The organism is Nostoc sp. CALU 1950, assembly GCF_051172895.1.
Lineage (GTDB): Bacteria > Cyanobacteriota > Cyanobacteriia > Cyanobacteriales > Nostocaceae > Nostoc > Nostoc edaphicum_A.
The window spans coordinates 40,735-64,658 of the sequence record NZ_JBDNJQ010000023.1; the positions used below are offsets into that span (position 1 = coordinate 40,735).

The 23,924-nt window shown below is 39.9% G+C and carries 13 protein-coding genes; 6 read left to right on the top strand and 7 right to left on the bottom strand.

Going from position 1 to position 23,924, the window contains the following annotated elements; translation table 11 throughout:
- Positions 1 to 5: 5 nt before the first annotated feature.
- The 4 genes from ABF638_RS09355 (at position 6) to ABF638_RS09370 (ending at position 5,877) form a co-directional block, all read left to right on the top strand.
- Complete coding sequence (locus ABF638_RS09355) at positions 6 to 1,658, top strand: type I restriction-modification system subunit M (RefSeq protein WP_435022225.1); 1,653 nt, start codon at positions 6 to 8, stop codon at positions 1,656 to 1,658.
- Positions 1,655 to 2,956 carry a restriction endonuclease subunit S gene (locus ABF638_RS09360; protein WP_435022227.1) on the top strand — a complete coding sequence of 434 codons (1,302 nt, stop codon included), beginning with the start codon at positions 1,655 to 1,657 and terminating at the stop codon, positions 2,954 to 2,956. Before ABF638_RS09355 ends, ABF638_RS09360 begins: the two co-directional genes overlap by 4 nt.
- A 72-nt stretch (positions 2,957 to 3,028) precedes the next feature.
- Positions 3,029 to 4,945, top strand: coding sequence for a DUF3696 domain-containing protein (locus ABF638_RS09365; RefSeq protein ID WP_435022229.1), 1,917 nt, complete (start codon positions 3,029 to 3,031; stop codon positions 4,943 to 4,945).
- 5 nt (positions 4,946 to 4,950) lie between these two features.
- The gene (locus ABF638_RS09370; RefSeq protein ID WP_435022231.1) at positions 4,951 to 5,877 is read left to right on the top strand and encodes a hypothetical protein; all 927 of its coding nucleotides are present in this window, start codon (positions 4,951 to 4,953) and stop codon (positions 5,875 to 5,877) included.
- A gap of 44 nt (positions 5,878 to 5,921) precedes the next feature.
- Here the strand turns inward: ABF638_RS09370 and ABF638_RS09375 are convergent, their stop codons facing one another.
- Together ABF638_RS09375 and ABF638_RS09380 are read right to left on the bottom strand one after the other, a co-directional pair.
- Positions 5,922 to 6,524, bottom strand: coding sequence for a type II toxin-antitoxin system PemK/MazF family toxin (locus tag ABF638_RS09375; RefSeq protein ID WP_435022233.1), 603 nt, complete (start codon positions 6,522 to 6,524; stop codon positions 5,922 to 5,924).
- Between the two features lies 1 nt (position 6,525).
- Positions 6,526 to 7,005: a type II toxin-antitoxin system antitoxin SocA domain-containing protein gene (locus ABF638_RS09380; protein ID WP_435022235.1), complete on the bottom strand. Its 480-nt coding sequence runs from the start codon at positions 7,003 to 7,005 to the stop codon at positions 6,526 to 6,528.
- 954 nt (positions 7,006 to 7,959) lie between these two features.
- Between ABF638_RS09380 and ABF638_RS09385 the strand changes: the two genes are divergently transcribed.
- Together ABF638_RS09385 and ABF638_RS09390 are read left to right on the top strand one after the other, a co-directional pair.
- A complete protein-coding gene (locus ABF638_RS09385; protein WP_435022237.1) occupies positions 7,960 to 11,013 on the top strand; it encodes a WD40 repeat domain-containing protein in 3,054 nt (1,017 codons plus the stop codon).
- Between the two features lie 60 nt (positions 11,014 to 11,073).
- Positions 11,074 to 14,394, top strand: a complete 3,321-nt coding sequence (locus ABF638_RS09390; RefSeq protein WP_435022239.1) for a CHAT domain-containing protein — start codon at positions 11,074 to 11,076, stop codon at positions 14,392 to 14,394.
- A 31-nt stretch (positions 14,395 to 14,425) separates the two neighbouring features.
- Here ABF638_RS09390 and ABF638_RS09395 read toward each other — a convergent pair whose 3' ends face one another.
- The 5 genes from ABF638_RS09395 to ABF638_RS09415 all read right to left on the bottom strand — a co-directional run.
- Positions 14,426 to 15,601, bottom strand: coding sequence for a tetratricopeptide repeat protein (locus tag ABF638_RS09395; protein ID WP_435022241.1), 1,176 nt, complete (start codon positions 15,599 to 15,601; stop codon positions 14,426 to 14,428).
- Positions 15,598 to 16,917: a tetratricopeptide repeat protein gene (locus ABF638_RS09400; RefSeq protein WP_435022243.1), complete on the bottom strand. Its 1,320-nt coding sequence runs from the start codon at positions 16,915 to 16,917 to the stop codon at positions 15,598 to 15,600. The genes ABF638_RS09395 and ABF638_RS09400 overlap by 4 nt, the downstream gene beginning before the upstream one ends.
- Before the next feature lie 87 nt (positions 16,918 to 17,004).
- Entirely contained in the window at positions 17,005 to 19,203 is a 2,199-nt protein-coding gene (locus ABF638_RS09405) for a CHAT domain-containing protein (RefSeq protein WP_435022245.1), read from the bottom strand.
- A 42-nt stretch (positions 19,204 to 19,245) separates the two neighbouring features.
- Positions 19,246 to 21,543 (bottom strand): caspase family protein, encoded by a 2,298-nt coding sequence (locus ABF638_RS09410; protein WP_435022247.1) that lies wholly within the window; start codon positions 21,541 to 21,543, stop codon positions 19,246 to 19,248.
- Between the two features lie 243 nt (positions 21,544 to 21,786).
- Positions 21,787 to 23,924 (bottom strand): CHAT domain-containing protein (locus tag ABF638_RS09415; RefSeq protein ID WP_435022249.1); only part of this gene is annotated, 2,138 nt, incomplete at its 5' end.

Consider the following 23,924-nt stretch of genomic DNA (forward strand, 5'->3'; position numbering starts at 1 on the left):
AAAATATGGATTCAGAAATTCGTCGCAAACTCAAGCATATTACTGATACCTTGTGGGCTGGTGGGGTAACAAATCCTGTCACCTACATTGAACAGATTTCTTACCTGATATACCTGAAGCTGTTGGATGAAGAAGAAGCAAATCGGGAGTTACGCGATCGCCTCACAGGTAATAATGGTAATGCTAAATTACTATTTCCCCAGCAAGCAGAACGTTATCGCTGGTCAAAATGGCGTTTCAAGAGTGGTACTGAACTACGGGACTTTCTGCGGGATGAAGTTTTCCCCTACATGGCGAATTCTTTGCTGAAAGATGAGCCAAAAGTGGCCGAGTATTTCCGGGATGCGGTTTTAGAAATTAATGACCCGAATGTTCTCAAGTTGGTAGTTGATGAACTCGATACCTTGGATTTCCTCAAAATGGGTCAGGATGTCAAAGGTGATATTTTTGAGTACCTGTTAACTCATTTAGGTCAATCTGCGCTTAATGGTCAATTCCGTACTCCCCGACAGATAAGGGCGTTTATGGTGGAGATGGTTGACCCTGATTTGGGGGATACTATCTGTGATTTGGCTTGTGGAACAGCAGGATTTTTGATTGATAGTATTGAGTATATTTTGGCTAAATACAGCGAAAATCCCATAGAAGTGCCGATTTACGGTGAGGATTGGCTGGAAAAACGGGGACTGACTTTGGTTGAAGCAAAACAGCAAATCCCCAATCTCCAGACTTATCGCAAAGGAAATGGGGATAGATTACCTGACTGGAAACTGTTGGAAGAGTCGATTTATGGCTTTGATGTCTCCCGCCAGATGATGCGAATTTCGATGATGAACTTGGTACTGCATGGAATTCGCAACGCCAAGCTGAAAGTAGCAAATGTGTTGTCAGATATGGGGGGACTGACAGAAGATGATTTGCGCCGTCGCTATAAGGTGATGTTTGATAATCCCCCTTTTGCGGGAACGTTACCCAAAGATTCTATCCGTGCGGATTTACCGACAAATTCCAAAAAAAGTGAATTGCTGTTTTTGGCTGCAATCATGAAGTCTTTAGTAGCGGGTGGAAAGTGCGCGGTGGTTGTACCAGAAGGGTTATTGTTTGGTTCTACTGGCGCTCATGTGGATTTGCGTAAAAAACTAGTGACAGAATTTGATTTATTGGCGGTGGTTTCTTTACCTGCGGGGGTGTTTAAGCCATATACGGGGGTGAAGACGGCGGTGCTGGTAGTTCGCAATCCAATGGAATCTGCGGTGCGTCAGGTGAATCAAGTTTGGTTCTATGAAGTTAAAAATGATGGTTACGATCCTGATAAGATTTCCGGCGGGGGTAGACCGGAAACGCCAGAACTTAACGATATTCCCAATTTATTAAAGCAGTGGAAGGTTTATCGGGAGTCGGGTTTTGTGCAACCTCCAGGTTTTGAAAAGGGGGAGTTGCTGAAGCTGGGAAGTGATGAACCCCGATGCTGGTGGGCATCTTTGGAGACTATTGCCGAAAATGATTATAATTTAGCTGCTGGGCGTTATAAGCCACAGGTAACTGAGGCTGTTTCTGATGATGATCCAGTTGAGTTGATTCGAGAAGTGTTGGAAATTGAGCGAGAAATTGCATCTGGTTTAGAAAAGCTGCTTCATGATGTGGAGGCAGTTTCATGAAGTGGCTTCAAATTGCACTAAAAGATATTGTTACGGAGCTATATAGATATCCATCTTTTTATGGCATGGAACATTTGGATAGCGGAATACCTGTAATTAGAGGAGAGCATATTATGGATGATGGTAAGCTCTCCCAAGAATGGTCTGATTATTGGTTTATTGATCCAAATATAGATTCTCAATATCCAAAAACTAAACTTATTGAAGGGGATTTAGTCTTTTCCGTGAGAGGAACAATTGGTAAAATCGGATTAGTTGAATCAACCCATGTTAATGCTAATATTTCTCCCAATCTTATTAGAATTTCTCCCAATAGAGAATTGATAGTTTCTGAATATTTTTGGTTTTTTCTACGGTCTTCAATAGGACAGCAAGCAATAAGAAATATAACATCAAGTACTACTATTTCAAGTATTCAGGCATCTACATTAAAACGGGTATTAATTCCACTTCCTTCTTTATCTGAACAACGTCGCATAGTCGAGATTCTAGATCAAGCTGATGTACTGCGAAAAATGCGGGCTGAGGCTGATGCAAAAGCAGAGCGCATTTTGTCTGCGCTATTCATCAAAATGTTTGGTGAGCCATCAACTTGGACAGATGCTAATACTAAAACTCTAGGGAGTTTAGTAAATATTCAGAGTGGGGGAACACCCTCGAAAAAAAATCCAGATTATTGGGATGGTGATATTCCTTGGGTATCTCCCAAAGATATGAAGCAAGATATAATTTTTGATTCTATTGACCATATATCTCAAAAAGCAATAGCAGAAACGAATATAAAATATGTAGAACCAGGTGCAATCTTAATTGTCGTTAGGGGAATGATTCTAGTGCATACCATTCCTATTGCATTAGCAGCTAACCGATTAACAATTAATCAAGATATGAAAGCACTTTATCCTAATTGTAATGATATTGATTCAACATATTTACACGCTGTATTAAAAGCATCTAGCCGTAAAATATTGTCCCAGGTGGGTACAGCAGGACATGGGACAAGAAAATTTGATACTGATGAACTACTCAATCTGCCAATTTTAATTCCCTCTCAGGAACAGTTGAAGAAATTCCAGATAGCAGTTACAGAGTGTAGAGCAAGTTTGGCTGGTATCAGTAAAACAAAAGAAAAACTAGAAAAATTATTTGATGTTCTCCTCCGCCGTGCTTTTTCTGGAGAACTCACAGCCAAATGGCGAGAAGCACACATGAAAGAACTGCTTGCAGAAATGGAAGAGCAAGCAAAAGCCCTTAATTTGAGAGATAACGCAGATCCTCAGCAGCTTTCTCTGTTATAAAAATACTGACCTCAGAATACACTGATGACACTTATAGAATAAATGTCTAAAATATATCATTAATATACAAATATGCCTAAAAAAAATTACCCTCCCCGCAAAACAGATTCATCAGCTAAAAACAAGGCTAATTCACCGATAACTGGTTTCCGTATCAGTAATTTTAAAGCCTTTGCTGACACTCAATACATTCCCATTCGCCCTCTCACTCTGATTTATGGTGCTAATAGTTCCGGTAAATCGAGTGTACTTCATAGCCTATTGCTTGCACATCACGCCATTACAAACGAAGGTGAGCTAGATGTTTATCGCACAGAAGCCGGGGGTGATTCTGTTGATTTGGGAGGGTTCGGGCAATATGTTCATAAACGTCAACGTAGCAATGTGATTGAGTGGACAGTTGATCTAGATCCAAAACATCTAAATTTACAATCTATACAACCTAACTATAGTGTTCACTTAGAAAGCCTGTTAAAAGATGTTAATAAGTTGACTGCGCGTATTCTGATTGGTATTTCACCAGCAGAAAAAGGACGAATACGAGTGCTTTCATTCTTCATCGAAGCTGATGATACTAGGGTGTTAAGAATGTCTCATATTCCTGGAGGCAATAGTCTTAAGTTAAATGATATTGGCGATACTCGAATTATTAATCAGTTAATTGATACGATGCTAGGGCGGATAACATCTACTTCAACACCACCTCCCCCATCTCGCCAAGAACTGCAAAAGGCTATTGATGAATTAGTACCGGAAATTACAGCAGAAGTTTCTCGCTTACTACCAACACAACGAGAAACAAGAGATGATGATTATTTCTCTTCCTCTGTAAATCGTGAATCTGAGCTAACAACAGAAGATTTAGCTTCTTTTTTAGCATCTTTATTTGTTGGACACTTTACCACATTAATAGAGATAATTAATGACGCTATAGAGGATGAAATTGGTCGTTTGCAATACTTGGGGCCATTTCGTACCTATCCACCCCGGCATTTTGCCTTTTCTCGACAGCAAGATGCTAATTGGCACGCTGGTGGTGGTTATGCTTGGGATATTTTGTTGAATAATACTGAAGTTCGCCAAAAGGTAAATGCTTGGTTAGGGGATAGCAAAATAATGAAAACTCCCTATGAATTGAAGGTGCGTAATTTATTCTCTGATACAGAAGTCAGTAAAATGCTTGACTCACGTATTACTAATAAGTTACGGGAATTGACAACTCAACTGATGTTTTATTCATCTGGCTTAGGAGAACCTGAGCTTCAAGAAAGAATAGAACAACTAAGGGCTAATATCGAAATGATAGGTACTGAATTTGACTATTATGAGCAAATTATAGCTCAAATACAAGAAATAGAGTTTTTTACAGAAGTAGAAACATTAACTTCTATTTTAGAAAAAGATAAATTACCACATCCTCTTGCAGGTATTTTTGTAGAAATTAAGGAGATGGTTTCTAGTCTCACTGATACGGATAGCCTTTCAGAAGTTTGGGTCAGGGAGATGACTTTAGGAGGCGATCCTATTTCAGATTTAGTCTTGATTGATAAGAGAAATGACACAATGGTAAGTCATCGTGACGTGGGAATTGGTATTAGCCAAGTTATTCCAATTCTTGTATCTTGCTATGGTTTATCTGATGCCTTAATTGCCATTGAACAACCAGAAATACATCTGCATCCCAAACTGCAAGCAGAACTAGGGGATGTGTTCATTGAGTCTGCACTTGGAAAACAAAAAAACACTTTTATGCTGGAAACTCACAGTGAACATTTACTTCTGCGAATTATGCGACGGATGAGAGAAACCTTTAATAACGAACTCCCAGAAGGTTGTCTACCTGTGCGACCAGAAGATGTTTCTGTATTGTTTGTAGAAGCAGACAGTGAGGGTAGTATAGTGCGCGAAATGCCTTTGAACAAGAGAGGTGAACTTGTCAAAGCATGGCCAGGAGGATTTTTTGAAGAAGAATTAGATGAGATATTTTAATAAATATGTTAGTTGAATACGCTTTAATTCCTGATATTTTTGACGCTAACTGCTACGATTACCCTGAATTATGTAGCTCTCGCATTGAATATATTAAAGATGCCCTTCTTGAAGAAGCATTAGTTCGTGATTTGAGAAATGGCGAGTTGTGTAAATATTTTCAAACTTGTCTCAAGAAAAATGGGGATTTTTGGCCATCACGTTCCAAAGAAATTATCAAAAAACTGATTAAGCAAAATCGATTTCGTCGTGTTCCTGCTGCTCAAGACACTACTCCATCTAACTATTTAGAATGGTGTCATGAAGCAATTAGTTCTCATAACCAAGAGCCTTTAAACGGGGTAATCACTACACAATTACACGCTGTAGCAGTTTCAAAACCTGATATAGTAGCATCAATTGATAAACTTTCCGGTGCAGATTGGTGGCGAAACAGAAGTCCCTCAGTTCGGCTACATAGAACAACAAACGATTATCTTCGTCATCTCCAGTTACTTCTTTGCCATGCGAATTCTATTATGTTTATCGATCCCTATCTTGATCCACTAAAAGGTCACTATAGGGAGTTTAATAAATTACTGGCAGCAATTAAAAATCCTGATGAACCACCAGCTATTGAAATTCATATATGCTATTTAGCAGACTCTATAACAAAAAGTCAATATGAAGCAGATTTCCGCAGTAAATTATCTGGTGTCATTAATACAGCAGGACTTACTGTAAAAGTTTTTATTTGGGATAAATTTCATGATCGTTATCTGATTAGCAATCTTATGGGTATTAAATTAAATAATGGGTTCGATATTAGCGATAATCCTCAAGAAATGACTACATGGGGAAGACTGGGGCGTTCAGATAGAGACGATATTCAGCGCGAATTTGATCCTGCATCAGGACGGCATAAATTACAACATAGATTCACAGTATCGTGAAAATGTCTACGGAAAATAGTTATTAACGTTAAATGTCCTATTTATTATGAGCCTAAATTATTGATTAATTCTTCTATTGCTAAACTCTTTGTATCTTCAGGTAGATAATCAAATACTTTTTTTAAAAGTTCTGGAGACGCATTTAGAGCAAACCAGTCTTCACTAGGATTCTCTTGAATATTCAAAAAATACTTTAACCGTTCTTCTATAGCTTCTTTATCTGCTTTATCTAATTGTCCAATTCTATCTAACCAATTTGCTGATGAATCTTTGAAGCAATTAGCATCAACAGTACATATTTGATGAACTAAAGCGTATGAACTTTTATCAAGACCATTTCTACTTGTAGAGTTAATTGGATATGTGGTTGGTAAACCGTTAAATGTTCCTTGGGAAGTCAGGGGAATAACGCAAAACGTTGCTATATATCCAGATTCATCTTGAAATTGATCGCTTGTCCAGATGATATAAGGATGTATCCCTCTGAAAACCCTACTTGAATTAATATTCTCAGTGCAAGTTTGACATTCTACTTCACCTGGCTCATCTAAATTATAAATATGGACATGACCCAGTTTGCAACGAAGAGATACCCTATATGGATTTATGGAATAGATCCAACCTTGTCTAGGTTTTTGTCCAACCACTTTACAATCCTAATTCACTAACTAATTTTTCTCTTTCTGCTTGTAAGTTAAGTCTAGCTTTTTCTTCTGGTCGATGGGTATTTTGTGCTTCCAGCATTGGAGCAGTGCTATATACGTAATCTAGTAACTGATTCAGTTTATCTGCGCCAGCCCACTCTCTCCGAATATTATCCAGGATTAACTTAAGACTTAGAGGTATTTGCAAATCATCTACTTGAGCAGCTTCATCCACAGGTCTAATGTATGTTGTATTTTCCTGAGATTCTTGAATAATCTCTTTTCCATTCATTTGATTTAAGGCAGCATCTATACCCTCATTCCAAGGGCCAAATTGATAATAACACCAATCTAGATCAGTCAACTGCTTTCCTGTCCACTTAACAGAGTAAAGATCAGCTAAATACAAAAACTTGATCAGCTGTGTTTTTGTAATATACCCTTTTGTCGCGTAGACAAAATATTTTATTAGTTTATCCAACATGACCTTTCTCTCTGTTAACTGCCACAAAATAGTCTAATTAATGAACAAATATAAATGTATATAAAGATTCATAATCCTTTTTATTTAATAAAATATAAAGATTTTATAGAATGTTTCTATCGGTTAATTATAGTTGATTTTTTTGCAATCTTTAACACTTTTTGGCTTACTTATCGTAGACCACAGTATATTCGTACTAATATAATAGTACACGATTAATGTAACCGACACAATCTTTGACTAAAATCTTATGTGTTGTAGGTGTCTCATGGATTTGTCGAATCTCGCAGAATAACCCTTCGCCACTTTACCATTTCCGTGAACGACATAAAGCACCTTTGACACCAAGCATCCACCCACAATGCTGGAACTTTGAACCTTGCCCCACAGTTTGGGTACTCTGAAAGTAAGCTTTACCTCAGCTGATGGTTTCAGCAGGGACTAGGAAGACGAATTCATGGAGCGATCCGCTTGAACTTGTGGGGTTTGGGTTGGGAAGTGCATTAGCGTAGCTTACCGCAGGTATCGCATTATTATCGACATTATTTTTTAGCCCTACCATAGTTTATACCAGAGATAACAAGAGATTTTTCTTGGGAGAGACTATGCGATCGCGTCATTTACCTTACTCTTGATTGGAATTGCAAAAAACATAATTAAAACGGCTAGCCCAAGAGCAAGCAAAAGTGATCGCAAATAGTCGTGATTAGTAGTCCCAAAACCTACGGATTAAACCCTTATTCTTTCGTTAACTTCCAAAACTTTGTTCATTATTGGCTTGAGAATGTGAGCTTATTGCCTATTTGATGTCATCTGTTACAACATACAATTCTCATAAAGCAAATAGGACTAAAAACTTCATAAGCATAATATATATCTATATTTTTAATTCATTATTGTAAAATCGTAACAAACTTAATTACACTAATATTACATATTTGCTTTCTAATAGTAATGCTATTATACATTCGTTTAATCGCAATCTTGGGAATCTTTGCTACCATATCCCCACCTTTGCCTTTTAATTTTGCAGTTTTACTTCCAGCGTCACAGGCATTAAAAATTAATTACCATCAAAAGTTAACGAAAAACCCTGCTAAGGCTGTCACAGGAAGTTTTATTGATTACTTTGCCCAGGAGAGACAACTTAAAGGACATGAAAGTAGCGTTAATAGCGCCAGTTTTAGTCCTGATGGTAAATTTATTATTACTGCTGGTGCTGATAACAAAGTCCGTGTATGGGATTTTTATGGTAAGCAAGTAGCAGTATTGGCACATGAAGGTAATGTGAAAAGTGCTAACTTCAGCCAGGATGGTAAGTTGATTATTACTGCATCTTTTGACGGCACTGCCCGTGTATGGAATTTGTCGGGTAAGCAGTTAGCGGAACTTAAAGGACATCAGGGTAATGTATATAGTGCCGATTTTAGCCAGGATGGTAAACGAATAGTCACTGCTGGTGCTGATAAAAGCGTTCGCGTCTGGGATCTTTCCGGCAAGCAACTCACACAAATTACAGGGCATGAGAATATTTTCACTAGTGCTAGTTTTAGCCCTGATAGCAAGCTAATTATCACAGCTAGTGCTGATAAAACTGCTCGTGTGTGGGACACTGAGGGGAAGCAGTTAGCAGTTTTGAAAGGGCATACTGACACTGTTTGGAGTGCGAATTTTAGCCCAGATGGGAAGGGGATTGTGACGGCATCGGATGATAAAACTGCTCGTCTGTGGGATTTGTCGGGGAAAATGTTGGCAGTTTTGGAAGGACATCAAGATAGTGTGTATACTGCCAATTTTAGTGCAGATGGGCAGAGAATTGTTACAGCGTCACTTGATAAAACGGCTTTGATTTGGGATTCTGTGGGTAAATTGGTAGGAAAACTACAAGGACACGAAGGAGGTGTTAACAATGCCAGGTTTAGTACAGATGGGAAGTGGATTGTTACGGCATCATCTGATAACACAGCCCGTGTGTGGAATACATCAAGCAAAATTCTTACAGAACTCAGAGGGCATCAGGGTGAAGTATATAGTGCAAATTTTAGTCCTGATGGTAAGCGAATTATCACTACATCACAAGATAATACTGTCAGAATATGGGATAGCGATCGCCAGCAGATAACAGAACTCAAAGGAAATAATAATACTACTGTATGGAACGGCAATGCCAATTTTAGTCCTAATGGCAAGCTGATTGTTATCACATTTGAGGACAAAACTCCTCAAGTTTGGGACAGCAATGGCAAACTAGTAACTGAACTTAAAGGACATCAAGGTAATGTCAACAGTGCAAACTTTAGTCCTGATAGCAAGCTGATTGTCACTGCATCTCAGGACAGAACAGCCCGAATTTGGAATACTTCAGGCAAGTTGCTAACTGAACTCAAAGGGCATGAGGGTAGTGTTGAAAGCGCTAATTTTAGCCACGATGGCAAGCGGATTATTACTGGAGCAAAAAACTTCGCCAGTATATGGCATACTTCAGGCAAACTGATAACCAAATTAGAATTAAAAGGAGAGCAGCATTCTGTTGTCAGCGCGAATTTTAGCTCTGACGGCAAACTAATTATCACCACATCTCATGATGGCAGTGCTTGGATATGGGATTCTGGGGGCAAGGTTTTAACAAAAATCCAGTTTCCAGATACAACGACAGAAAACTATAGTGAAAATCGCGTTTACGGCGCAGATTTTCGCCCTGATAGTAAGCTGATTGTCACCGCTACTTCCGATGGTGCGCGAGTGTGGGACATTTCAGGCAAGTTGATAACTGAACTTAAAGGACATCACCATGAAGTTACCAGTGCAAGTTTTAGTCCTGACGGTAAACTGATTGTTACTTCATCTAGAGATGGCACAGCGCGAGTGTGGTATTTTTCCAACAAGTCGGTGGCTCAAGTAAATGTACCCAGTACAACTCTTGCCGATAATCAGCAACCCCAAGAGTCTGTCAAACCACGATTTAGGAATGAAGATAAAGGCATTAATAGCGTTAATTTCAGTCCCGACAGCAAGCTGATAATCGTTGGTTCTAAAGATGGTACTGCACAGATATGGGATACTTCAGGCAAGTTGCTAACTGAACTTAAAGGGGATGAATATCAAGTTGATAGTGCAAATTTTAGCAGTGATGGTAAATTGATTCTCACCGCGTCAGGCTCAACTGCTCGTGTATGGGATATCAATGGCAAGTTGCTGGCAAAGATTAACGGCAATGGGAACATGGCTCTCTCAAGTGCAAATTTTAGCAGTGATGGTAAGTTGATTCTCACCACATATTTATCTTTTGAGAAAAACGCTTTTGTATGGGATACAAATGGCAAGTTAATAACAGAACTTAAAGGACATCAGCACTTTGTTAACAGTGCAACTTTTAGTCCTGATGGGAAGTTAATTCTTACTGCATCTGATGACAAAACTGCTCATGTATGGGATATAAATGGCAAACTAATTGCAGAACTCAAGGGACATTTGAGTGAGGTAAAAAATGCTAGTTTTAGTCCTGATAGTAAGATGATTGCCACAATATCTACTGATAAAACCGCACGTATATGGGATGTTTCTGGCAAACTGCTAACCAAAATTACAGATGTGCCTTGCTATAGTTCTTTTGATAACAGTGTAAGTTTTACGCCTGATGGTAAATACATCATAACTCAAAGTGATAACATAGCCCAGTTACGAAATATTTCAGGCGAATTAATCTTACCAAAAAAAGATTTCAAGAAAGTAGTCAATAGTATCGGTATCAGCCCTGATAGTAAGTGGATGATTGTGGTTATAGATTTCAATACTGCTATGATTTTGGATGTTAATAGCGAACATATCACCCAACTCGACGGTCAAATAGAAAGTGCAATTTTTAGCCCCAATAGCAAATTAATTGTTACTGTAGCGGAAATCCCTTTTTCTTCTAAAACTATTGCTCAGATTTGGGATATTTATGGGAAACTTCTAACTGAATCTAAAGAACATAAGAGTAATAGCAAAAGTGGAAAATTTAAATAGATTGGCATAAATAACAATCAAAATTCTAATTCTCCTCAATATCTGCACTTCCCTAAAAATATGACTTCTATTAAGTTGACGCATGGTTATATAGTTTTGCTAGTCTCGACTTATTTACTTACTGCTAATGGCAAACTGATTGTTACTGCCTCTACAGTCTCTGAAGATATAGCCTCTCACAATATCGCCCAGATATCAAATAGTTTAGAGAAGCCATCAGTTATACTCAATCCGTATCCAAGTACAGTTTATGATGCTCGTTTTAGTCCTGATGGCAAGTTTATTATCACTGCATTTGAGAATGGTACTGCAAGAGTTTGGGACACTTCTGGCAAACTGATAACTGAATTAAAAGGGCATCAAAGTGAAGTTAGAAGTGCCAGCTTCAGCCCCAATGGCAAGTTAATTATTACCTCAACTGGTAGTAACTCTGGGGTGTGGGATATTTCAGGTAATCTGTTAGCTAAAATTAAAGGTGGTAGTGGAAGTTTTAGTTTTGATGGCAAGTTAATTCTCACTAAATTTTCTGGTGCGGAATTATGGAATACATCGGGTAAGCCGCTAGCCGAATTCAAAGGAGATAAAGACGATCGCGTTACAAGCGCAAGTTTTAGCCCCGATGCAAAACTGATTGTCACTGCATTTAGCAGTGGCATTGTTCGGATCTGGAATACTTCAGGTAAGATGTTAACTGAAATTAAAGGCGATCGCTATTCTTTTAAAGGTGCCATTATTAGTCCAAATGGGAAGCTAATTCTCACCACAGACACTGCACGCTTGTGGGATACTTCAGGTAAGATGCTAACCGAAATTAAAGGCCGTAATCTCTCAATTCAAAGTGCCACTTTTAGTCCTGATAGTCAGTTAATTATTACCATATCTTTAAGTAATATTGCCCAAGTGTGGGATACGAACGGTAATTTGTTAACTGAACTTCAAGGGCATCAAGGTAATGTCACAAAGACGAGTTTTAGCCCTGACGGACAGCGTATAGCCACAGTTTCTAATGATGGTACTTCTCGATTATGGGATATAACTGGCAAACTGTTAGCTACTTTTTTAGGGCATCAGGGCAATGTTACTAAAGTGAATTTTAGTCCTGATGGACAGCGTATAGTCACAGCATCTGATGATGGTACTGCACGAGTATGGAACTTATCTGGCAAGCAACTTGCTATGCTCAATTTAGATGAAAAAATCGCGGCTTCGCCCAAAGCAGAAGCAGATAGACTGCGAGATTTGGAATTTTACGCCCCCAATTGTTCCTTAGCAATAAAACCCTGGGAAAAAGCTCTAAAACTCTACCAAGAAATTGCTGACAATGAAAATCAAATTTTAATGTTTGAAAAGCTTGGTAACACCTACTACTGCATTAGCGATTACACACAAGCTATTAAATTCTATTCTCAAGCATTACAAATCGCTCAAAAAATCAACTATTACCAAAAACAAGTCAAAAGTCTAGCACATCTGGGAAATATTTATAATTTATTAGCTGATTATGATACAGCAATGAAGTATTATAACGAGGGATTAGAAATTTTAGATCAGTACCAAGACACACAACTTAAAGCAGAAACATTACAAAGTCGCGGTGATATTTATAGATTACAAAATAAATATCCAGAAGCAATTAAAGATTTATCACAAGCACTAGCTATCGACAAAAACGCTTCTAATATTGCCAAAACTAAAGTTAATTTAGCAAATATTTATTATTCTTCAGGCGATTATAACAAAGCAATCGAATATTATAATGATGCATCTAAATTTATTCCTAGTGAAGCATCAGGAGGTTTGGGTAATGTTTACCTTGCACTAGGTGATATTGTTAAGGCAATGCAATTATATCAGCAAAGTTTGGCAAAAGCACAACAAAATGAAGACCAGGAAGCTGAAGGAAGTGCTTTAAACAATCTTGCAAATGCTCTGCGTCAAGCAGGCAAACTCCCTGAAGCCGAAGAATATTTGCGTGCGGCGATTGATATTTGGGAAAATCTCCGTATTAAGTTAGATGATGCTAATAAAATTTCTATCTTTGAAAAACAAACTCGCACCTTTCGCCTGCTACAAGAAGTTTTGATTGTTCAAACTAAAATATCTCAAGCCTTGGAAATATCTGAACGTGGTAGGGCAAGAGCTTTTATTGATTTACTTACTCAACGATTATTTACTAATAAAACAGAGCCATCAAAAATAACTGCACCGAATATTGAAAATATTCAACAAATCGCTAGAAATCAAAATGCTACCCTGGTTCAATATTCAATTATTACTGATGAATTCAAAATTAATGGTAAACAGCAAACTAAAGAATCAGAAATATATATCTGGGTGATCAAACCCACAGGTGAAGTTAGCTTTCGCAAAGTTGACCTCAAAAACTTTCACCAGAAAGATAATATCAAACTGATAGACCTTCTTGTATCTCGTAGCCGTCAAGCTATGGGTGTGAGAAGTCCCAGTATTGAAATGGTTCTCACACCTGACTCAGCCAAAGCAGAAACCCGATTAAAACAACTTCATCAACTGTTAATCAAACCGATCGCAGATTTATTACCCATAAAAGAGAGTGATAAAGTCATCTTCATTCCGCAAAGTTCCTTATTCCTAGTTCCCTTCCCAGCCTTACAAGATGAAAACGGCAAATACTTGATTGAACAACATACTATCCTCACTTGTCCTTCGATTCAAGTTTTGGATTTAACGCACCAACAAAGGAAAAGTCTTGGAAACTCCCGATTAATCGCGTCTTTCCAAAAACAGGATGCGGTAGTTGTTGGTAATCCCACTATGCCAAAGGTGCCACCTGCAATTGGAGAACCACCACAGCAATTACTCCCCTTACCTAGTGCTGAAGAAGAAGCAAAAGCGATCGCACCGATTTTGAAAACTCAAGCTATCACGGGTGATAAAGCAACTAAATCTGCGATATTGCAACTTTTACCCAAAGCCCGAATCATTCATTTAGCAACTCATGGCTTACTCGATGATATCCGAGGTTTAGGAAGTGCGATCGCTCTTGCACCATCAGATAAAGATAATGGCTTACTAACTGCTGAAGAAATTTTTGATCGTGTGAAATTGAAAGCAGAATTAGTTGTTTTGAGTGCTTGTGATACTGGAAGAGGAAGAATTACAGGTGATGGCATTATCGGACTTTCCCGTTCACTGATTAGTGCTGGTACTCCCAGTGTCATCGTTTCTTTATGGTCTGTTCCTGATGCACCGACTGCTGAGTTGATGACTGAGTTTTATCAAAATCTACAGAAAAATCCTGATAAAGCTGTGGCACTAAGAAACGCGATGCTGGCAACAATGAAACAACATCGTGATCCAAAAAATTGGGCTGCATTTACCCTTATTGGTGAGTCAGATTGATGTTTTATAAATAAACTTTAAGTAGTAATGGCTATTGTTGCAGGCTTTCTATTTGCTGTTTTAAAAAATTGGCACGTCTAGTATCACCTAGTAAAGTGTATCCATTCTTAGCTTGAGAATACCAACTTATAGCCTGCTTGTTATCATCTGTTGCAGCATAGACTTCCCCCAAGGCGAATTGGGCTAATATCTTCTCTTCTAAATCTTCATCACTTTTGGCAACTTTAATTGCTGCCAAATAGTTGTCTACTGCTTTTTGGGCTAATCCAGTTTGCCAGTAAATATCTCCCAACGAGCGATAAATTATTGTTGATTGCTTACCTTGCTTTACTAAAGTTTCTAATATTGCGATCGCATCTGTACTCAAGTTGTAGCTTTTGAAGGTATCAGCAGTTAAACCATAGGCTTGAATTGCATCTTGCGGCAATGTGTAGCGGCTGTAAAGATTTGCCAGCATGAGAGCCTTGACTTGCTCATTTAATCCTGATTTAGTTATTTTAATTACTTTAGATTGGATAGCTGTCGCCTCAGATTTACGTAGCACTCTAAAATCTAGGTTAGATGTTCCTTCGTCCTGAGATGTTTTGCCAGTATTGGCTTTAATAACTAACGAGTAATTTGTTCCCGATTTTAATGGAGGTAATCCAGGATAAACTAAAGAATTGTTTTTGACCTGCTTTTGCCACACGACTCCTGTGGGACTGAGCAAAGTTAGCGTATATTGCGTAGCTTTAGGTACGACGTTCCAACGAAAAGTAGGAGTGCTGCTTAACAGTAGGGTATGGCGAGGGGTAATTAAGTAGGGAATTAAGGGATTATTACCGCCTAGAGTCCCAGCAGGTGGAGGTGCTTTAGAGATGATTGCTTGCCAAATAGGACAGATTGTTTTTAAACCTGATGGCACTCCTATAGGAACAAATGGTTTAGAGAGATTAGGACAAACTACTCTCACCCTGACACCCTTATCAGGCTTGATCTGATCTCCCTGATTTAATTCTGTCCCAACAGGAACAGGTCGAAAATTTGACCAGTCGGGGCGCTTGAGAAATATTCTGCCTGTTGTGGAGTCAATTCTGGCTGAGTAGACAACAGCTTGTGGCTGACCTTGGGCAATGCTTGTGGCAGACAAAGCCAACGCTGGCTTTACCATCCCTAACACTACTGCTTCTAATACCAACATTTTGCAAGTTAGATTAAAGCCAATCATTTCTTATTCTCCTGTTCTGCTAAACGTTTCTGAGCAGTAATGACCCAACCATCGTCATCAGTACTAGATGCAATATCGGCATATTGATTGCAAGTTTCCCATTCTGTTAAAGCGCCTTTTTTATCCTTTTGTGCTTCCATTACTTGTGCTAATAGACAGTGAGGAGCAGCAATATTTTTTGTTAATTTGGTGGATTGTTGTAAGTCAATTGCTTCTAGTAGTTTGGCTTCAGCATCCGGGTAATGTCCTTGCATTAGCCTTGCCCAACCTAGATTTTTTAGTAAAGCGTGTTTAGTCTCTGCACTAGGCTTTAACTTCTGTTCACTAGCTAAGGCTTTTAATAACAAAGCAACCGCAGCAGGATAGTTTTTGTTGAGGATGTAAAGACGAGATAGATTATTGATAGCATCGGGAATATTATCTTGTACCGCAATCTGGTACTCTGTACGGGCAAGATCCAATTTTTGCAGTTCTTCGTAAAGTAAACCTAAGCGAAAATGAGCTAGGGTATCATCAGGATTGAGTTTGATTGCTCGTTGATAATTCTCTTCAGCACTTCCCCAGTCACCTTCTTGGTAGTTGTTGAAGCCCCATTGACTATATTGGGTAGCAATTTGTGGTAAGGATAGCCGCAATCCTACTAAACCAAATACTAAGAGTAGTGAAAAACCTGCACTAATTTCATGCCAAAATCGCTCTGGTATTTTCCTGCTTTTCAGAATGCTTTTGTAGGCTTCCTGTCCCGCTAGGGTAAGTGCGCCTCCAGCAGTAAGCAAGGTCAAAATACTTTGTGTACTAACTGCCAGTGCGCCTAGTGTATCAGGGCCACCTGTAAGGAATCGAGAGGAAATGTCTCCGACTAAACCAAGAGAGATAGTCAGGGAGGAGACAGAAACAGCACTCCAAAACCAATCAAGCCCATCCCAAAATTTATCTGACTTGTGTTCAGGTTGCAATGACCACCACCAAGCTTCTTTGGGAGGGTTAAAGCTAGTTTGCCAGTCAGCAGTTTCGCAGATGGTGGCGATCGCACTCGCATTTTCTTTTAGTATTTTATCTAGTTGGGTGATCGCGGCTAAACTCTCGCCAGAAGTCTGTGTAGTATCTGCCAGTGCTGCTTGCACTTCGTCTCGCGCTGTGAAAACTTCTAAAACTTGCGTGAGTGTAAGTTGCTGTTTTGTTTCTTCTGGTTGAATTGGTTTAACAGCATCTGCAACGAGATGATTGGGATCTGTAGATGCATCAATAGTAGTCTTGAGTTGCTCAATTGCTGTTTGATAACGTTTTATTGCCTGTTGCAGGCGAGAATCAGTCATAAGCAGATAAAGGGAGAGAGTGTTATTAATTTTGGTTCATCAATAAGAGTGAATGCTGCCCAATCCTTTGGACTCGTTTTCATACCCTCACTCTGATTCACCAATTAAGGTAAATGCAGCCCATTTTTTCGGATTTTTTGGATACTTTTGCATTGTAGTTAGCATTGCTTGCCGCAGCGCTTGCACTTTGTTGAGATGACGCTCTTGCATATTTCGGTAGAATTCAATCATTAATTCTGCGGTTGATACATCATTCACTGCCCACAAAGAAACAAGAACACTAGGAATACCAGCCGTCAGAAACGCACGGGATAACCCGATGATTCCTTCACCTGTGATTTGTTCTCTAGCTGTATCACAAGCACTCAGGACAACTAAATCAGCTGCCATTTCTGGCGTGTTCTGTATATCACTCGTTGTCATAAAACCTGAATTATTAGAAGATGGTGCTAGTGCGATCGCACCAGGCCCATCCTCACTGAAAACTTCCAGTAATCCATGCGTTGCCAGATGAATCAATCTTACCCCTGTAAATAAATGATTCACTTCTGCAACCGTTGCTTTATCTCCTGTCAAAGCTTGCACTTTAAAGAAACTAGCAACTGCTTGAGCTTCTTGTTCTGCACCTAGTAAACTAGGCAAGCGCTCAGGCTTTTGCCCTTGAACACTGGAAAATTCTGGCATTGTAGGGTTGCCTACAACAAGTGCTGCCTCAATGAAACCATCAAGCTCATTCTGTCTTTTCTGAACACGCTGTTTTAGTTGATGCGTGAGAGATAGCGAACGAATAGAGGGTGCAATCGATATTGTGTTTCTTTCGATTAAGTATTGTCCATGTTCGTCTTGCAATGCAGCAAACGGAACCAACGTTAAGCTCCGATGTGGAATGAAAATAACTTTCTTATTAGCATCACGAGGTAGTAGCTCGGCAATTGGTTGAATTAAAAGCTGATATAGCTGACGTAGCTGAGTTAATTCTTGTGTATCATCGATTGGCTCAATACTGATGGACGAGCTTCGACCTCTTACACCGATAGATTCTCGGCTATCAATTAACACTTGGGATAATGGTTTTTTCAAAAATTTCAAATCAACTTCTCGAAAAGAAACTTTGCCAGTTGGCTGAATCACCCAAATAAATAACTTTGTCGGTTTGGGGAGCAAATTCTCAAGAGATAGTTCTTGAATTTGTATAAACTGTTTGGCAGTTGAGGCACCAGATGAAAAGGCATTTGTTTCATCATCTCGATACTGATTGCTATCTACAATATCTTCATAAATAATCGAGTACTCAACTAATGTGGTGTTTTGCAGACGAGCAATCTGCTGTAGTTCCTGTAATGTCACTGGTTTACTACCTAGTTCTCGCTCAGAAAATCCAGAAAGTCGAAAACCTAAATCGTCAATCAGGGCAGTCGTCCTTACTTGCTCAGACGCTGCCAAAGCTTGGTTTTTGTGCTTGAGTTTGACTAGAACAGATTGCAGATAGCTATAAGTTAGAGCCTGCTCCTCTCCAATTTCAAATATCTTTAAACGTACAGCATCGCTTCCAGATAGAACGTCAACTTGCTGCTTTTGATCGTCTCTTTGCGTCTTTTTCCAGAGTTCGCTCCAGACTTTTCCAGAAGATCGTAATGTTTTTTCTGCACTTGGTAAATCACCTAATTTCCCCAAAATCCATCCTAGTTTTGTTAAAGTTCTGGCTTGAGCAATCAATAGACCTCTTTCTTGCTTCGGAACGATGAACGGTGGTATTCCGTTTCGCTCTGTTGGAAATTCGGCAATAACCGCTGCTTTTTTATATTGCTGGGTTGCGGCAGCATAGTTACCTGATTTAACATAGTCATCGCCTAGATCCATTACCAGTTGCCAACCTGCCAAATTCAGATCGAATTCGCCATTCCATCCCTGAAAGACAGTAAGTTCGTCAGTAGGTAGCGTAGACAGAATTTGCTCGCGTTGCTCTTTTACCTGATTAGGAGATGATTTCTCAAAATTGTCTAAGGCTGTATTGAGATGCTTGAGGACAACGATAGTAGATTTGCGATCGCCTAATCGTTGTGATATCTGCATTGCCTGCTTCAGGGATTGAATTGCTGGCTCAAATTGCTGAAGTGCGATCTGTTCTAGCCCTTGTTTCAATAGCTTGTCCGTTTCAGCGTTTATTTGATTCTGTTGGGGCTGTGTCAACCCTGGCAAAGGAGTCAATAAACTAGTTGTCAGGAAAACCAGAAGTGCTGAGAAGCAAGCAACATTTAGCTTGAGCCAGGAAAATTTAAATCGCATACTACTTTAAATCGAAAAGTGAATACTCATCTGATCAACTTACTAAGATGGCAAGATTTCAAATGTAATCGATAGTGCAGCCATCTGCTGTGTGTCTATTTGGCTGGTTCCATCAACTCGCGCTATACCTGCACCACGAGTACCTTCGTCTAGATCGTTTAGCAAACTTACAATTGCCTCATCTGGTTTTTGATCCAAATTCACTGGTGTTCCCCGTTTGCTATCTGATTCTGCTGCAAGTGCCCGCAATAACTCAATCGCCTTTTTGAAAGGTGTCGTACTGGCAATCACTAGTACTTCCGCGACACCAGGCTCACCAGCAATCCTAAATTTATACAATTCGCCGCGATCTGGATCGGGGACTTGAATTTGTTGCCCTGCGGCAATGGGAGGAGCATCTTCATTTCCTGGTAGCGGTGAGAGAACTAACAGTTCGCCATCCACGCTAATGAGAAGAACACTGATGTAGAGATCGTGAGGTTCGTTATTCTGAACTAAAAAGCGGACTAACGTTCCAGGCGTAATGCGTTGGACATTAGATGAGCGAGTGGTTTGTCCTCGACTGCGACTCAGGGGTGCAACAGTTGCTCCTCTGATCGTAAATGCTTCTGCCTGAATAGCACCGCCATCCACTGTTTCCATTGCAGCGGCCACACTTAATTTTGAAGAGGTTGTATTTAAAGTCAGCTTTACCAGGCGGGCGGCTAATAAAGATTTGAGTTTTGCCTTCAAGCGATTACTTACCGCGTCAGATACACGTTCTCCAGCAGAACCATCAGAACCAGGAATTAAATCGGCTGCTGGAGAAAACAGGGCAGTACTGCCAACTTCAGGTAGCTTTTTAATATTCAATTTTTGTAACTGCTGGACATACTCCTGCGTCACTCGCCCCAAGATGTAATTTATATCCGGCTGATTAACTGATACAGGCTCAATTCGTTTGTTAATTGCCCTAAGTGCCCGTCGTGCTGATTCTATATCTTGCCCTAACGATGAATCTAGTCCAATTCGCAAAGTCAGGTCATTGGGAATTGCCCGTGTTCGCTCTTGCAATAATGTACCAGCTGCGATCGCCACTCCTCTAGTGGTTGTCTGGATCAGTTTGCCTTGTGCTTTGAGTTGTTGCCTTGACTCGATTTGGACTTGCCCTTGTTCTTGCCCTTGACTATCAACTACTGTAAAAGTTGCACCTCGTCCAAAGGCTTTTAAACTCCGAGGATCTATCCCGCCTAAAAACAAATCAATTTGATTTCCTTGTACTTTGGTAACTACTGCTTCGGCTGGTATGTTTTTTCGATTGGTAAAGTAAACTATTTGTTTATCGTTATTACTTCCCTGTTTGACGTTAAATTCTGGTTGTTGCACAACGCCGGATGTAGGAAAATATTCTTGCAGTATTTTTTGGGTTGTGGCGATCGTACTTAGCATCACCTGATTAACTGACTCAGAGGATGTTTGCTGCCAAAGATAGCGAGTGAGTATATAAGTAAAAATACCAACAGGCGTATCAGCAAAACGCGTATCAATGGCTGACTGGTCTCGTCTAGCAGCAGCAAGCATGACTCCTTTCGGTACACCTTGTTGACGCAATTTCACAAAGTCTGAGTTTGTCAGGTTCAGCCGAGACATCAGTTGTTTTTGATATTCTTGTTCTTTAGTACTTGCTAAAAGTTGGATTTTGGAGTCTGTAATACGCAACAATTCTTGATCGCCAGGACGCGATCGCACTTTCAAAATCCCTTTCCTTGCACCACCTGAGAAACAACTATCTAGTACAAAAGTGACATTTTCTGTGTTGATAGCTTGCATTAATAACCACAAGGTATGTCCAGTAATATCATTGACCTTGCCTCCTTTATTGGGATATCCAGATGGGAGGGAACTATTAATGGGTACAATTGTGCTGACTCGCCCATCTTCAAAAACTTTATCTGGATCGGCAACTTGAGAACCATGTCCAGAGTAGTGAAATATTGCTACATCTCCAGGCTGTGCCCACTTAATTAGATGTTCTTCAAAAGCCTGTAAGATATTTTCACGGGTTGCCTCTTGGTCGTGTAGGACACGAATATCGTCAGATTGAAAGCCGAAGAGATTAATCAAAAGTTCTTTCTGGATTTGAGTATCATTGACAGCCCCTTCCAGTGGATACCATTGAAAATCATTTACTTTTAGGTAATCATTAATGCCTACTAACAAAGCCCTTTTACGTGTGGTATTTTGGGCTAAAACTTGGGCATAGCGAACAGCTTGCTGCTCAATTTCTAATTGGCTAATCCCCAGAGTGGCTAAAGCTGAACCAGCGAACTGCAAAAACTGACGACGCTTGATGATTGACATAGCCTACTCTTTTCCCCACATCCCCAAAATAGATAAATTTTGATTCGCTGATGAAGATTATCATCTGTATATACGTATTAATACAGAAATAGAAAGAAAATGGAGTGTGTCGAAATATTTTGTAGTATTGAGGATGAAAGAAAGATTACAAGTCATTACCAATATTTATAGACAAATAAAGCTGCCATCAGGTTGAGCAAAAAACGCTGTCTAGAGTCATCAATTTGGCATCGATTTTAGATATTACTCTGCCTCGCCAATAAGGGTAAATGCTGCCCAGTCTTTGGGATTTGGATGATTTTCCATAGTTTTGAGCATTGCTTGACGTAATGCTTGAGCTTTATCTAACTTGCGCTCTTGCCAGTTGCGATAAAATTCAGTCATCAATTCAGCCGTAGGTGCATCGGGTACAGACCACAACGAAACAATAACACTAGGTGTACCTGCGGTAATCAAGGAACGGGATAGACCAATTACACCATCACCAGTAATTTGACCTAGCGCAGTATCACAAGCACTCAGGACAACTAAATCGGCATTTAGTTTCAAGTCTAAAATTTCATCGGCGGTAAGTAAACCATCGTTGAGTTGACCATTGCCAGATGGAGCAAGGGCGATCGCTCCAGGTACACCTAATCCTTTCACGTCATCTAATAATCCATGCGTTGCTAAATGAATGATCCTAGCTTGCGATAGCTTGGGTAACATTTTGGCTTTTATGGCTTGATTTCCGATAAATGCCTTAGTTTTAAATAGTTTAGCAATTTCATTTGCTTCCCCTTCTGACCCTGGCAAGTTAGACAACTGCTGAGGTGAATCGCCAAGTTTCGTAGTGACTATAGGCATTGTAGGATTTCCCACAACCAATGCTGCTTGCAAATCTGCGGGGTGTGGCTTGAGCCTTTGTTGATGGGTTAAATTGAGAACTTGAATCGCAGGTGCAGTGAGAATTGTATGCTTTTCAATCAAATACTTACCATCAGCATCCTGTAAAGCTGGAAAGGGAACTAGAAATAATTCACCTTGAGGAATGAAGATAACGTGAGAGTTTGGGTCATTGGGAAGGAGGTTGGCGATGGGATCAATAAGTAACTTGTGTAGTTGTTGTAATTGTTTTTTTTGCTCTGCTGTATCATCTACAGGCTCTATCTCAATACTTGCACGTCCTCTAACACCAATGGACTCACGGCTTCTAGTAACAAGCTTTACTAGAGAGGTGTTTAAAGATTTTTTCAGAGCAATGGAGCGAAACTCTACCTCACCTGTAGGCTGAACGACCCAAATGTAGAGGTTTTCATCGGAAACTATGGAGTATTCAACCACAGAGGCATTTTGCGTTCGGGCAATTTGTTTGATTTGCTCAAGATTGATGATGAATTTTTTTTGCAGAGATTCAAGATTCTGCTGTTGCAGATCGGGGGATAATCGTGACGCTAATAACTCAATAAATGCTTTTGCTCGTCCCCTTTCAGCAACTTCTAGCGCCTGATTAGTCTTCTGTTGAACAACTAAGGCTAATTGTAGAAGTCGGTAAGTGAATTCTTGAGTATCAAAGATGGAGATTTTATTTTGATCAGTTAATCCAGGTCGCAGGGATTCCCAAATTTCAACGGCGGCTAGTAGGTTTCTTTCCGCATCGACGTACTGTTTCAAATTATAGTAAGTTCCGCCAACGTTGTTGAGGGTAGTGCCTTCCTTAGAGCGATCGCCGATTGGTTTAATAATGGCTAAAGCTTGCTGATAGAACTCCAAGGCTTTCGGGTACTGTCCGAGACGGGAGTAAATCAAGCCAATATTGTTGATGCTTTCTCCAACGCCAGAGCGATCGCCGATTTTTTCACGAATAGCTAAAGCTTGCTGATAGAACTCCAAGGCTTTTGGGTACTGTCCGAGACGGGAATAAATAAAGCCAATGTTGTTGAGGGTATTGCCAACGCTAGAGCGATCGCCGATTTGTTGGCTAATTGCTAAAGCTTGCTGATAGAACTCCAAGGCTTTTGGGTACTGTCCGAGACTGTCATAAATTCCGCCAATGTTGTTGAGGGTAGTGCCAACACCTGCGCGATCGCTGATTTGTTGACGAATGGCTAAAGCTTGCTGATAGAACTCCAAGGCTTTGGGGTACTGTCCGAGACTGTCATAAATTCCGCCAATGTTGTTGAAGGTAGTGCCTTCACCTGAGCGATCGCCGATTTGTTGGCTAATTGCTAAAGCTTGCTGATAGAACTCCAAGGCTTTTGGGTACTGTCCTAGTCTGTAGTAAATTGCGCCAATGTTGTTGAGGGTAGTGCCAACGCCAGAACGATCACCGATTTTTTCACGAATGGCTAAAGCTTGCTGATAGAACTCCAAGGCTTTGGGGTACTGTCCCAGACTCTTGT

Coding starts and splice junctions, on each gene's coding strand:
- ABF638_RS09355 (WP_435022225.1), top strand. CDS start 6: ATGGATTCAGAAATTCGTCGCAAACTCAAGCATATTACTGATACCTTG.
- ABF638_RS09360 (WP_435022227.1), top strand. CDS start 1,655: ATGAAGTGGCTTCAAATTGCACTAAAAGATATTGTTACGGAGCTATAT.
- ABF638_RS09365 (WP_435022229.1), top strand. CDS start 3,029: ATGCCTAAAAAAAATTACCCTCCCCGCAAAACAGATTCATCAGCTAAA.
- ABF638_RS09370 (WP_435022231.1), top strand. CDS start 4,951: ATGTTAGTTGAATACGCTTTAATTCCTGATATTTTTGACGCTAACTGC.
- ABF638_RS09380 (WP_435022235.1), bottom strand. CDS start 7,005: ATGTTGGATAAACTAATAAAATATTTTGTCTACGCGACAAAAGGGTAT.
- ABF638_RS09385 (WP_435022237.1), top strand. CDS start 7,960: ATGCTATTATACATTCGTTTAATCGCAATCTTGGGAATCTTTGCTACC.
- ABF638_RS09390 (WP_435022239.1), top strand. CDS start 11,074: ATGACTTCTATTAAGTTGACGCATGGTTATATAGTTTTGCTAGTCTCG.
- ABF638_RS09395 (WP_435022241.1), bottom strand. CDS start 15,601: ATGATTGGCTTTAATCTAACTTGCAAAATGTTGGTATTAGAAGCAGTA.
- ABF638_RS09400 (WP_435022243.1), bottom strand. CDS start 16,917: ATGACTGATTCTCGCCTGCAACAGGCAATAAAACGTTATCAAACAGCA.
- ABF638_RS09405 (WP_435022245.1), bottom strand. CDS start 19,203: ATGCGATTTAAATTTTCCTGGCTCAAGCTAAATGTTGCTTGCTTCTCA.
- ABF638_RS09410 (WP_435022247.1), bottom strand. CDS start 21,543: ATGTCAATCATCAAGCGTCGTCAGTTTTTGCAGTTCGCTGGTTCAGCT.